The 12,172-nt window shown below is 63.4% G+C and carries 13 protein-coding genes; 4 read left to right on the top strand and 9 right to left on the bottom strand.

What is annotated here, in order from left to right:
• Window positions 1–175: 175 nt before the first annotated feature.
• The gene (locus BLQ92_RS06895) at window positions 176–820 is read right to left on the bottom strand and encodes an HD domain-containing protein (RefSeq protein WP_090682999.1); all 645 of its coding nucleotides are present in this window, start codon (window positions 818–820) and stop codon (window positions 176–178) included.
• 145 nt (window positions 821–965) lie between these two features.
• On the opposite strand from BLQ92_RS06895, the gene BLQ92_RS06890 reads away from it, so the two are divergent.
• Complete coding sequence (locus BLQ92_RS06890; RefSeq protein WP_090682784.1) at window positions 966–1,268, top strand: hypothetical protein; 303 nt, start codon at window positions 966–968, stop codon at window positions 1,266–1,268.
• Between the two features lie 97 nt (window positions 1,269–1,365).
• On the opposite strand, the gene BLQ92_RS06885 is transcribed toward BLQ92_RS06890, so the two are convergent.
• Window positions 1,366–1,617, bottom strand: coding sequence for a hypothetical protein (locus BLQ92_RS06885; RefSeq protein ID WP_090682783.1), 252 nt, complete (start codon window positions 1,615–1,617; stop codon window positions 1,366–1,368).
• 151 nt (window positions 1,618–1,768) lie between these two features.
• On the opposite strand from BLQ92_RS06885, the gene BLQ92_RS06880 reads away from it, so the two are divergent.
• Window positions 1,769–2,602, top strand: a complete 834-nt coding sequence (locus tag BLQ92_RS06880) for an AraC family transcriptional regulator (protein WP_090682781.1) — start codon at window positions 1,769–1,771, stop codon at window positions 2,600–2,602.
• Here BLQ92_RS06880 and BLQ92_RS06875 read toward each other — a convergent pair.
• From BLQ92_RS06875 to BLQ92_RS06865, 3 genes are all read right to left on the bottom strand, one after another.
• Window positions 2,533–3,021 carry a hypothetical protein gene (locus tag BLQ92_RS06875; protein ID WP_090682780.1) on the bottom strand — a complete coding sequence of 163 codons (489 nt, stop codon included), beginning with the start codon at window positions 3,019–3,021 and terminating at the stop codon, window positions 2,533–2,535. The two genes, BLQ92_RS06880 and BLQ92_RS06875, sit on opposite strands and share 70 nt — an antisense overlap.
• The gene (locus tag BLQ92_RS06870) at window positions 3,018–4,001 is read right to left on the bottom strand and encodes a hypothetical protein (RefSeq protein ID WP_090682779.1); all 984 of its coding nucleotides are present in this window, start codon (window positions 3,999–4,001) and stop codon (window positions 3,018–3,020) included. Before BLQ92_RS06870 ends, BLQ92_RS06875 begins: the two co-directional genes overlap by 4 nt.
• A gap of 275 nt (window positions 4,002–4,276) precedes the next feature.
• Window positions 4,277–5,854 carry a methyl-accepting chemotaxis protein gene (locus BLQ92_RS06865; RefSeq protein WP_090682777.1) on the bottom strand — a complete coding sequence of 526 codons (1,578 nt, stop codon included), beginning with the start codon at window positions 5,852–5,854 and terminating at the stop codon, window positions 4,277–4,279.
• Window positions 5,855–6,055: 201 nt separating this feature from the next.
• Between BLQ92_RS06865 and BLQ92_RS06860 the strand changes: the two genes are divergently transcribed.
• Complete coding sequence (locus tag BLQ92_RS06860; RefSeq protein ID WP_090682775.1) at window positions 6,056–6,481, top strand: PRC-barrel domain-containing protein; 426 nt, start codon at window positions 6,056–6,058, stop codon at window positions 6,479–6,481.
• Between the two features lie 108 nt (window positions 6,482–6,589).
• Here the strand turns inward: BLQ92_RS06860 and BLQ92_RS06855 are convergent, their stop codons facing one another.
• From BLQ92_RS06855 to BLQ92_RS06845, 3 genes are all read right to left on the bottom strand, one after another.
• Complete coding sequence (locus BLQ92_RS06855) at window positions 6,590–7,249, bottom strand: M24 family metallopeptidase (protein ID WP_090682773.1); 660 nt, start codon at window positions 7,247–7,249, stop codon at window positions 6,590–6,592.
• Between the two features lie 225 nt (window positions 7,250–7,474).
• Window positions 7,475–7,981: a GAF domain-containing protein gene (locus tag BLQ92_RS06850; protein WP_090682771.1), complete on the bottom strand. Its 507-nt coding sequence runs from the start codon at window positions 7,979–7,981 to the stop codon at window positions 7,475–7,477.
• 185 nt (window positions 7,982–8,166) lie between these two features.
• Window positions 8,167–8,946, bottom strand: coding sequence for a DUF899 family protein (locus BLQ92_RS06845; RefSeq protein WP_090682770.1), 780 nt, complete (start codon window positions 8,944–8,946; stop codon window positions 8,167–8,169).
• A gap of 518 nt (window positions 8,947–9,464) precedes the next feature.
• Here BLQ92_RS06845 and BLQ92_RS06840 point away from each other — a divergent pair.
• The gene (locus BLQ92_RS06840; protein ID WP_090682768.1) at window positions 9,465–10,982 is read left to right on the top strand and encodes a GGDEF domain-containing protein; all 1,518 of its coding nucleotides are present in this window, start codon (window positions 9,465–9,467) and stop codon (window positions 10,980–10,982) included.
• 47 nt (window positions 10,983–11,029) lie between these two features.
• On the opposite strand, the gene BLQ92_RS06835 is transcribed toward BLQ92_RS06840, so the two are convergent.
• Window positions 11,030–12,094 (bottom strand): HoxN/HupN/NixA family nickel/cobalt transporter, encoded by a 1,065-nt coding sequence (locus BLQ92_RS06835; RefSeq protein ID WP_090682767.1) that lies wholly within the window; start codon window positions 12,092–12,094, stop codon window positions 11,030–11,032.
• Window positions 12,095–12,172 lie beyond the last annotated feature (78 nt).

The raw sequence follows: 12,172 nt of genomic DNA, 5'->3' as shown, positions 1-12,172 counted from the left end.
AGTCAGCAGTACTCGAGTTCCTCTCGGGCCGCTCCGGTTCCCCTTTCTCAGCCACCGGAGCGGCCATTTTTATGGACCAACACAATCGCTAGACGGCTTTCCCCCTTCGCGCCACGCATCGCCCGGTTGTATCAGCAGGACACCTCATTTTTTCTGCAGCACCCTCCGTTGCCATTCAGATTTCATCCGCGAATTCGTCGAGAAAGCGCTCAAGCCGCTCGTGCCTGAGCCGCGCGAGGCGCGCGCCCGTCTCCGTCTGAAATCCCGACGCAAGTTTTAGCAGCTTGGCGCGGAAATGATCGAGCGCATAGCGTGTGTCGTCGAGCGGCCGCGCCTCTGCGTGAGGGTCAAGCGGATCGTATAAGGCGCTGCCCATGCGGCCCGCCACGTAAAAGCAGCGCGCCACCCCCAGCATGCCGATCGCGTCGAGACGATCCGCATCTTGCAGCGTTTTAGCTTCCACCGTGAGCGGCGTCACGCCGGCTGAAAAACTGTGCGCTGCCACCGCGTGCGCCACCGCTTCGATCTTCTGCGGCGGCCACTCGAGCGCATTCAGCAACTGAGCGGCCTTCTGCGCGGACAGGCGCGACGCCTGCGAGCGCAGCGGCGAATTTTTCTCGGTGGGCACGCAGTCGTGCAAGAGAGTCGCGGCGAACAGCACCTGCGCGTCGCCGCCCTCCTCGGCCTGAATGGCCGCGGCATTCTTCCAGACCCGCTGCAAGTGCGACGTATCGTGCGAACCGTCGTCGTTCGCTGCGCCGGCGTGCGACAGCAAGGTTTTAGCGAGGTCCTCAAAGGGGCAAAAGGCTGGGTTCGTCATGGGCATCATCGGTTGAACAGGCCGAGGATTATCGCCTGGCGCAGCCATACCCGCAGGGTATGCATTTCGCTTGCTGCATGCATTGGCAATGCAACGTGCGTCAACCTATTCTGGAAGCGTGTTTACGACGCCCCCGGAGAAAATCATGACTCGCACGCCGACACTAGCGGAGACCGGCTCCGATGCCGGCAACCTGTTGCAGTTCCTCGCATGGGTGGCGGCGCAACCGCGTACCTACGAGGAGACCATGGACGCGTGGCGGACCTCCTGTCCGCGGCTCTGCGCCTGGGAAGACGCCACCACCGGCGGACTGGTGGATGTGATACGCGAAGACGGCACGGCGCGCGCCGACGCCACCGTCCGTTTGACCAGCAAAGGCGCGGCTTGGCTCGACTCGGCGCGCACCGCCGCAACGCGGCCCGAGGCAAGCGGAGCCGCTCGCCTTTAGGCGCGAAAATTCGTATGACAATTTGTTCCGCAACAGATGAATGCGGCAGGCGGAGTGCGCACGCAGCCCCTGCCTGCAGGTTGCCGCGCGCCCAAACTCAATGCGCTTCGATGAGCGTACGCAACGCGGCATCGCGGATCTCCATCACCTCGAAGAGGCCCAGGGCCTGCAACGCCGGCAAGGCGTCGAGGATATCGCGCTCGGCGGCCGCCCGGGTTTGCGCACTGGCGCTACGGTCAGTCCAGACCATGGCGTTGAAAAGAAACGCGCCGACGGTGCCCTTGCGCACGGTCACGCCGTTGAGGTCCGCTTGATTCAGGTGGTCCGGCAACATCTGTTCCGCTCTCATCGCTGCTTTCCTTGATAAGTGAGTAGTGAAGTGGCTGGTCAATCGTCCGCCAGCTTGCGGCGCTAAGGCCACCCTGTGGCGTGACTCCACTGTAGATGGACGACCCCGGCGAGTCTCCGGTATAAAGGCCATTCGATACGTTGTTTCGGCCATGTCCAATCCTTTGATTTCCCCGAGTCGCGCGGAGTCAGCCAGCGGCCCCTTTCTTTTCGCCGTCGAGCAGGCCGGCATGGAGACGCGCGTCACGGCCTCGCACCGTCACGCTCGCGGCCAGTTGCTTGGAGCGATGCGCGGGCTGTTGTCGGTTGGCGTCGACAACCAGCAGTGGGTCGTGCCAGCCATCCATGCGGTCTGGATTCCACCGTATCGCGCGCATTCGCTGCGCTCGCACGGCGCCTACTCGGGCTGGAGCGTCTATATCGAAGAAGCGGCCTGCGCGCTGCTCCCCACCGAGCCTTGCACGATCCGCATGTCCGCGTTGCTGCGCGAGGCGGTGAAGCGTGCTGCCGGTTGGCACAGCGACGTGCTCGACGAGGCGCAGTTGCGCATTGCGGGCGTGATCGTCGATGAGATCCGCGGCTTGCCACGCGAGCGCCTCGGCTTGCCGATGCCGGAAGATGCCCGCTTGCAGCGCATTGCCGAGGCGCTGAGCCGCGACCTCGCGGACAACCGCCGGCTCGAGGAATGGGCCGCGTGGGCGGCTGTCTCGCCGCGTACGTTGAGCCGCCGCTTTGTCGACGAAACGGGTTTCAGTTTTGCCGAGTGGCGTCAGCAAGCCCGTCTGCTGCGAGCGCTCGAGATGCTCGCTACCGACCTGCCGGTTACAACGGTGGCGCTCGAACTCGGCTACGACAACGTGAGTGCCTTCATCGCCATGTTCAAGCGCGCCCTGGGTACCACACCGAGCCGCTATTTTCAGTCGTACGAGGAAACTGCCGCGCCTGCGCGAGGCACATCTGCTGGACCGGACGACGCGGCTGCATAGCGTTCGTCGGTGCGGCAAACGTCGAGCTGATTCGCTACGCTGCCGAAGGCATGCCGATAGGCATGAGAGCCTTTGCCGTACTGACGTGCGAGTTCGGCGAGGTCAAGCACCACCGCATAGTGCAATCCGCAAGACAATGAATCCGGCCGATAAAGCGGGTGTGGCGCCGGCGGCGCATGCAGCGGCAAATCGTCCGAGAGCGGCACCTCCGTAAGCCGCACCTCCGCAAACGGCACCGGCAGCGCGAATGCGTTCGCCGCACCGCCGGTCGTGGCGGCAATCGCGACCACTGCCGAGAGTGCCGCCACCAGCAGCGCTACGCCACCGCCTTTGCGCAAGCAGCGAGTACGTGAGCCGGACGCAGGCGAGCGCATCGCCCTCATATCCTCTTGTGAGTCCAGTTGCATATTGTCGTTCATGCCCAGTGCGCCGGAATCCAGACCGCCCCGACCCAACGGCCCGGCACCCAGACCAACGGCCGTGGCGGCGGTGCGACGTAGACGGCGCGCGGCGCCACATACACCACCGGCGAAGGCGGCGGCGGTGGGACATAGACGACGGGCGGCGGCGGGACATAAACAACCGGCGGCGGCGGAACGTAAGCAACCGGGGGAGCGACGATCACCGCAGGCGAGCGGACCACGACGGCGGTGCTGCCCGTTGTGACGGTGCCAGTCGTGACCGTGCCGCCGGCAACCACCGTGCCGCTGCCCGTGACGGTCGTGGCGTGCACACCGGTCACGCTGCTGGAGGTGGTCACCACACCCGGCGCAACCCGGGTCGCGGAACCCGAGTGATTAACGGTGCCGCCATCGGCGCCGGTCACGGTGCCCGAGCGATAGCAGGAATTCCCGGCGCAATCGGTCGAGGCCGAATGGTTGACCGTATTGCCGTTCGCGCCCGTGACCGAGCCGGAGGACGAATACTGCCCGGGTGCATCACGCGTCACGCTGCCCGAGGTGGTGGCGGTCTTGCCATCCGGGCCGGTCAGCGAGCCGGTGTGGGCGCAGGTGCCGCCTGCGCAACTGGTATCGCCGGCGTGCTGGACCGAATTGCCATAGCGTCCGGTTGCGGTACCCGAATTCGAAAACTGGCCAGGCGCGGTGCGCGTCACGGTGCCGGTGTTGGTCGCCACCCCGCCCCACGGACCCGCCACGCCACCCGCATGCGAACAGCTTCCGCCACCGCAGGAGCCTGCGTGCGCGCCGTTATAGACGCCGCGCGACGTATAGGCCGTGCCACGCGAGCTCCACGCGGACGCGGGCGCACTGGCCAGCACCAATACAGCAGTGGTCGCCGCAACGGCGAGTTTTTGTACGGTAAGGCGGACGCGCAGGGCGCTCGCGAGAGAAGCCAGCGAAGCGCCGGCAGCAGGGAGAGAGAATGATGAGAGGTTCACGGCATGTCCTTCACGGTTCGGGCCACATGGAGCACTTCGACGTGGCGACGAACGGAATATAGAAGGACGGGAGAACTTGAACTATCGAGAAGATATGTCGTGCGATTTCATCGCCGCAGGGGCGGCTGGAACGCCCGCTGGGCGGCCCTGTGCGGGCGCGACCCAAACGGCGTGACATCGCGTGACATAAAGTGTTGCACGGGCAAACCTCGCTGGCGGCGCCGCAGCGTCAGCGCTGCGTCGTTCGACTGAGCGCCAGCGTGGTCACCCTCACCTCAGCGCATCCGCGCCGGCGCAGCCCCCTCCGGCAGCGTGAACACGGCGATGGCCGCTTCGAGCTGGGCGGTCTGCGCCCTCAGTACGTCCGCGGACGCGCTGGCCTCTTCCACCAGCGCCGCGTTTTGCTGCGTGGTCTGATCCATGCTGGCGACCGCAATATTCACCTGCTCGATGCCGGAACTCTGCTCGACCGAGGCGGCGCTGATTTCGCCCATGATGTCCGTCACGCGACGCACGGCCTGCACGACTTCCTGCATGGTCGCACCCGCGCGGTCGACAAACTGCGAGCCCCCCGCGATCTGCGCCGCCGACTCTTCGATCAAGGCCTTGATTTCCTTCGCCGCCGCCGCGCTGCGTTGCGCCAGATTGCGCACCTCGCCCGCCACCACCGCAAACCCGCGCCCCTCCTCGCCGGCACGCGCAGCTTCGACCGCCGCGTTCAGCGCGAGGATGTTGGTCTGAAACGCGATCCCTTCGATCACGCCGATGATGTCGCCGATCCGATGAGAGGACTGCGAAATACCGTGCATCGTATCCACCACCTTGCCGACCACTTCGCCGCCGCGCACCGCCGTCTCCGATGCGTTGTGCGCCAGTTGGCTAGCTTGTTTGGCGTTATCCGCATTCTGTTTCACGGTCGCAGTGATCTGTTCCATGCTGGAGGCCGTTTCGCCGAGCGCCGTGGCCTGCTGTTCGGTACGCCGCGACAGATCGGCATTCCCGGAGGCGATCTCGCTCGACACCGTGGAAATCAGCGTGGCGCCGCTGCGAATCTGCGCGATCGCCTGGGCGAGACGCAGTTGCATGCGCTGCATGGCCGCCAGCAGGCTGTGCGTGTCGCCGCTGCGGGTCTCTACAACCACGTCGAGCTCGCCGTCGGCGATGCGGCTGGCGATCTGCGCGGCATATGCGGGTTCGCCGCCGAGTTGGCGCAAGATGCTGCGTGCAATCAGGCCGATCACAATCGACACCGCGAGGCAGAGAACCAGTGCCGCGACGACGTACTCGGCGAGCGTCATATAAAACACCGCGTCGATGTCGTCGGTGAACACGCCGGTGACGATGGTCCAGTCCCACGGCTTGAAGAGACGCACATAGTTGATCTTCGGCGCCATCTTGTTGGTCACGGGCTTCAGGAACTGCAGATGGATGAAGCCTTCGCCGTCGCGTTCGGCGAGGTCCGAGCCTTCCTGGAACACGCGATGGCCCGCTGGATCCTTGAACTCGCTCATGTCCTTGCCTTCGAGATCGGCCCGCACGCCATGCATCAGCACTTTCGCATGTGCGTCCTCGATCACCAGATAGCCGCCTGCGCCGTCGTAGTGCATCACTCGCAGATCGGCCAACGCGTTGCGCTGTGCGTCGGCGAGCGGCATCGTGCCGGCCGCAGCGAGACCGCTATAGCGCTCCAGTACGCCATGGGCCACGCTCACCACGCTCTTCAGTTCGGCCTCGCGGCCCGCGATCATGGTGTCGCGCGCCTTGAACGCTCCCCATAGTCCAATCGCCAGAATGCCCATGCACATCACCGCCAGCGCCAGCCAAAGCCGCACGTTGAGCCGAAAGCGTTCCATCTCCACACCTTTTCCAGATTGGCGAACGCCTGCACGATACGTGCGTGCAGGCTAGTTATGTCCCTCAGAGGAGTTAACGGCGGCACCGGCGAAAAACTTCAGTCGATACCGAGCGGGCCTAAGCTACGCTGCAAGCAGGCGGTTCGAAAGGTATGATGTGTGAACGCGTCAAACACCGGATCCAACCACGGAGTGAACGATATGGCTTTGTACAAGGCAGTATGCGTAGCAGTGGCACTTGCGGCATGCATCGATGCTCACGCCCAGGTCGCCGGCACTCAGCCTCTGAGTGTCACGGTCGAGCAATCCCAGGCGCTTCTGCAAGGCTGGAGCGTCAAGAAGAGCGTGCTCGGCAAAGCGGTCTATAACGACCAGAATGAAAAAATCGGCACGGTGCGCGATCTGATCGTGGCGCCGGACGGTTCGGTCTCCGCCGCGATCGTCTCGGCAGGCGGCTTCCTCGGCGTCGCCACGCATGATGTCGCGGTGCCCATCGCGGCGCTCGACGTGCACGGCGGCAATCTGTATCTGCCGGGCGCGACCAAAGACGCGCTCAAGGCCACGCCTGAGTTCCAGTACGCCAAGGTGCAGTCGCCGCCCAAGCCCAAGAAGATCGAAGCGCAGTAACGGGATTGGGGAGTCTTTAATCCAGTGCGTCGGGGTTGTTGCGGCTGGCGGAGCCCGCTGCAACAACCCCCCGCCGTCGCGACCTTGTCCGGCGGCCGGCCCGCAAGCTTAGCCGAGCAGGTCTTCGTAAAACGCGCCGAAAGGCCGCGTGGGATGTGCGATCTGTATTTCCAGAATCCACAGGCATGCGTCGGGCCGCTCTTCATAGTCGCTCAGGTTCCCAGCCTTATAGATGGCATGCGGGAAGTCGCTGACGCGATGCCCTTTGATGTCCACGTTCAAACGCCAGCCCAGTGCCTCGGCCCGCTGCGCTGCATACTCGTAGAGCGCCTTGCCGCCCGCACCGGTGGTACGCCAATGCTGCTCGACCTCCGCAAAAATCGTCTTCACCGCTTCCGCGCAGGCTTTCATCCCCGGATCGTCGCCCACCACGAAGGTGGCGCCGGCGTCGCCTTCATGACGGTCCCATACCACGCCGAGATCGACGAAGAAAATATCGTTAGCCGCCAGTTGCGGGTCGGCCTGCGGGGGTTGCTTGAAGGTCTTGAGCGTGTTTTCGCCAAAGCGGATCAGGATTGGATGCCAGATCCGGTCCATACCGAGCTCGTGCAGAATCTCTTTGCAAAGCGCATTGGCCTCCGACTCGCGCATGCCCGGACGGATTTTCTGCGCCACTTCATCAACCACTTTCCAGGTCATCGTGCGTGCGTGATGCATCGCCTCGACGGAAAAATTTTCACCAACCGCCTGCTTCAGATTGCTATTCAAAAATTACCTCGGTTCGATTATCTGTGTATGCGCCGCGGTCGTCATGCGGGCGTAAAAATACGTATGCGCTTGAGTTGAAGGTTTCACCTCAAGTCAATCCACGTTATATCCAGGAAAATATAACGCGAATGCCGACGGCGGTAAATTGAAGCAACCGTCAAAAGGAAATCAAGGATGAAAGGCCGTCGCGAGCGGACGGCCCTGGCTAATGGGGCTGCGAAGCGACTACTTCGAAGCTGGTGCCCACGCGAGTTCGATAAAGACCCGGCACAATGCCTCCATGCCCTTCGCGTCTTCGTCATCGAAGCGCGCAACCAGGGGGCTATCGACATCCCAGACGCCGATCAAGCTGCCATCCGCAGCGACGAGCGGCACCACGATCTCCGACTGCGAAGCCGAATCGCAGGCGATATGCCCCGGAAACTCATGGACATCGCGCACCACCTGGGTAGCGCGAGTCTGCGCGGCGGTACCGCACACGCCCTTGCCAAGCGGAATGCGCACACAGGCCGGCTTGCCCTGAAACGGCCCGACCACCAGTTCGGCACCATCGAAGAAATAAAAGCCCGCCCAGTTCAACCCTTGCAGCGAATTGAACACCAGCGACGAAAAATTCGCCGCATTGGCGATGCGATCGGTTTCGCCGGCCATCAGCGAGCGTGCCTGGGCGACCAGTTCGTCGTATTGGGCCGGTTTGGAAAGTTGCGATGAGGGGGTGGAAGCCTGAAACATGAATGACGCCGTCCGTAGCGGAAACCAAGGGAACGGGGCGGCGCTCGGCGTGGCTCGCCGATCAAGCCGTCCCGTCGTTATGCGAACGCGTATCTTACGCCGCTCGGTTCAGCGGCGCTCGGTGCGCCTGCGGTGTGTCCTCAGTGCCCCTTCTGCTCGAGGCGTCCAGGCTCCAGGCACCCGCATCAGGCGCCGTCCGCCTCCGGCTCGCAGTGACACCGGCTCCCCGCCGTAGTGGCCGCCGCCGGCGCGCCGTACTCCAGCCGCGGATACCAGTCCGTGCCACGGCCGCCCGGCGTCATATCGAGCACCGTCCAGAGCGGCATGATGTCGGGCGCGCCACGCGGATCCTGACCGGGGTCGGCCGTCTCCGGGCCCATCTCGGTGCCCCAGAAATGCCGCAGCACGCCGCCCGAACGGGTGAACACGTTGAAGGTCGAGTTATCCTCACCGTCAGGATCTTCGTCCGAATAGTCGCGGTTGAAACTGTTGCCGCCCGACGAATACACGCGCAGATGACGCCAGCCGCGCTCCTCTTTGAACGCCACAAGGCGCTCGATCGGCGAGCGGGCGATCACCGCGAAGGCGACGCGCTGCAGGATATCGGCCATCTCGCCATCCAGTGCGCTCAGACACGACGTGCACATCGGACACGACCGTTCGGTTCGCGGCCCATACATCCAGTTGTAGGTCACCAGCGTATCGTGAGCGCCGAACATCTCCGACAACGTCACCGGTCCATGCTCGCCCTCGAACCGGTAGTCCTGCGGCACCTGTCCACCGGGCGGCAGCGCCCGCCGCAGGGCCGCGACGCGTTCTATGTGGCGGCGCAGTTCGATTTCTTCGGCTAGCAACGCGTTGCGCGCCTCGCGGTAGCGCGCGTTCTCGCCCGGAAACCGCCGGGCCGACACGCCCAGCAGCCGCGCCGGCTTCAATCCCTGCGAAAATCCATCCGTGTAAATCATTCATCACCTCCTGCCAGGTTTCGGGAAAATCACGGAGCGAAAGGGGCGGCGAAAGGAGCGGCCAAAGGCCCGGCCTTGTTGCGCCACTCGCCCTACTGACACGACGAACCAGCCACCGAAAAATCGACATGCGGCGCCGCCAATCCAAACAGCGGTTTGAAAATGGCTTCGCCGCAGCGACGTATTGGCCAGTAACAAATTGAGCACGAATACGATAGAAGGGATTGTCGTGCTAAAGCGAAAAATGCGACACTGCATTAAAGGCTGCGGGTCCGCATCTAATTTGCCAACAGGCACGGGCATCTTTACCGGCCTCGCGGTATTGGCGTTGCATTTTGAGTGATATAGGGGATAACCATTGGTCATACGGCGGTCCATTCATGGCGTTCAAGCTTTAGCCAGGGGTGCCGTAGACCGGAGTATGTGGATTGCCGGCATAAACGAGCAAAGAAAGCCTTGAAGCGGCGTCAGCCCTTCCGCCAGCTTTCCATTGCCTTCCTGAACTCCGGGGTGAAACCGTGCACCGCCCGCCGAAGCTCTCGCATCTCGCACTGTTAGCTGTCTCGTTCGCCGGTCTGCACGCGATAGGTCTACTGTTATTTCGCGCCCAGGCCACGCTCGTTACCTATCCCTTCCTGGTACTGGCGCCGTTGGCGGGCTTCGCTGGTTGCTGCTGGCGAATCGTAGCCGAGGAGCCCGAGTCGCGCTCATCCTGGATATTGCTGGCTGCCGGGCTATTCCTGTGGACCTGCGGCATCTTTCTGAGCGCCTGGGAGGATCTGCTCCAGCACATCCCGCAGAGCGCCGCGTGGTTCTCCGATTTTTCCTTCTTCCTGTATGGCGTGCCGGTGCTGCTCGCCATTTCGTCGGCTTCGGCGAAACAGAACATTCCTTTCTTCGTCTGGATGGATACCGCGCAGGCCCTGCTAACCGGCTTCCTGTTCTACGTCAGTGTCTTTTCGGTGATGCCGTTTGCGGCCACACCGCTCGAACCCATTTCGAGCACGACACTCGTCCTGCTCTATAACGCCGAAAACGTCATCCTTGCCGCGGCGGCCACCTTGCGCCTTCTGGCGCAGCCGCGCGGCCACGAACGCCGCTTCTACGCAATCCTGTTCTGCTTCCTGTGGATCTACGCGATCGCCGCCGGCGTGTACAACAACTGGGCCGCCTCGAACGACGGGCATACGCTGATGGACCTGCTGATCGACCTGCCCTTCCTCTACCTCGCCGTGGCCGCGGTGGCGCCACGAACGCTGCGCGAGGAGTCCGAACGGACGCCGCACAAGCAGACGCTGGCCCTGTTCATCGAAAACGTCAGCCCCATCTTCTATACGGTGGCGTTGCTCGCGCTCAGCATCTCGCTGATGCGCCAGCACTTTTCTGCGGGGACGGTGGGCATCTTCACCGCCCTCGTCGTCTATGCGATCCGTTCGACCACACTGCAGGGCCGCTATATCCGGGTGCAACGCGAATTGCATGAGGCGCACGACCGCCTCGAACAAATGGCGCTCACCGACGCGCTGACCAATACCGCCAATCGCCGCCGTTTCGACGCGGCGCTCGCGCTCGAGTGGAATCGCGCGATCCGCAACCGCTACCCGCTGGCGCTGCTGCTGGTCGATATCGACTACTTCAAGATGCTCAACGACCGTTACGGTCATCCGGCCGGAGACCGCTGTCTGGTCTCCGTAGCGCTTGCCCTGCAATCGGCCTTGCCGCGCAGCGGCGATCTGCTCGCCCGCTATGGCGGCGAGGAGTTCGCGGCCATCCTGCCCGCCACCGACGAGAGCGGTGCACGCATGGTCGCCCGGACCATGCAGGAGGCCGTGCACTCGCTGAAGATCCGCAACGAAACGTCGACGGGGCCCTTCGTGACCGTCAGCGTCGGAGTAGCCGTGTTCGACTCGCCGCAGTCCGCCGTGCCCGAACTGATCGAGGCGGCCGATCAGGCGCTATACCGCGCCAAGCAGGGAGGCCGCAATCGCATCGAAGCGACCGCGCAGTGCGACTTTCTACGCGACGGCACTCACTAGAAGTATCAGAAACACCAGGCGCGCCAAGGCGCGACCCCGCATAGGGTTCAGAGCGAGTCCGCCCGAACCTCCACCTCTTCGAACCGCTTCCACCGGTAGATGGCCGCCGAGAGCAGCCAGCTGACAATGAATACGCCGATGATCACATAGCCGATCATGCCGAAGTTGTCGTTCAGGCTGCCGATCGCGTCCCAGAACGCGCCCGACAGATGCAACTGGTCGGCGAGCAGCCCGAGCCCCTCGATGCCGCCCACCAGCAAGGCCACCAGCACCGAGATCGTCGTGATGGTGATGTTGTAATAGAGCTTGCGGATCGGCTTGACGAAAGCCCAGCCATACGCGCCCAGCATCAGGATGCTGTCGGTCGAATCGATCAGCGTCATGCCTGCGGTGAACAACACCGGAAACACCAGGATCGACCAGATCGGCAAGCCCTGCGCCGCGCTCGCCGCAGAGATGCCCAGCAGACCGACCTCCGTCGCGGTATCGAAGCCGAGGCCGAACAGAAAGCCGAGGAAGTACATGTGCCAGCTCTTCGTAATCAGCCGGAACAACGGCCGGAAGATGCGCGCGAGAAAACCGCGGTCGGCGAGCAGCATGTCGAAGTCTTCATCCGTATAGGGCTCGCCATTGCGCACGCGGCGAAACGCGCGAATCACCGAGCGCAGGATCACCAGGTTCATCAGCGCAATCGCAAACAGGAATAGCGTGGAGACGATCGTCCCGATCACCCCACCGACCTCCTTCAGGCCGTCCATGCGGCTTTGCAGCGCGAGCGCGGTCGCCGCGATGGCCGCCGAGGCCAGCACCACGATGGTGGAATGCCCCAACGAAAACATCAGCCCGACGCTGACGGGCCGCTTGCCGGCTTGCATCAGCTTGCGGGTGACATTGTCGATTGCGGCGATATGGTCGGCGTCCACCGCGTGGCGCAGGCCGAACGAGTACGCGAGCAGGCTCGTCCCCATCAGCAGCGGGTAATGGTGAAACGCGATGAAAGCCCACACCCACGCAGCCACGTTAAAGGCCAGCAGCAACGCGTATAGCGCGACGATTTTCTGCCGCAATTGAGCGCTGCCGTCGCCAAACAGGGCTTTCATCAGATGTGTCATGGCATGTTTTCCTGAATCCGCCAGGCGGCGTGTGCAGTAGCAAGCGCGCCGTGACGCGCCTGGTTGTTCTTTCCACAA

This window comes from Paraburkholderia phenazinium (genome assembly GCF_900100735.1).
GTDB classification, from domain to species: domain Bacteria; phylum Pseudomonadota; class Gammaproteobacteria; order Burkholderiales; family Burkholderiaceae; genus Paraburkholderia; species Paraburkholderia phenazinia.
Note: the sequence above shows the minus strand (reverse complement) of the source record. Positions and strands in the feature narration are given on the sequence as shown.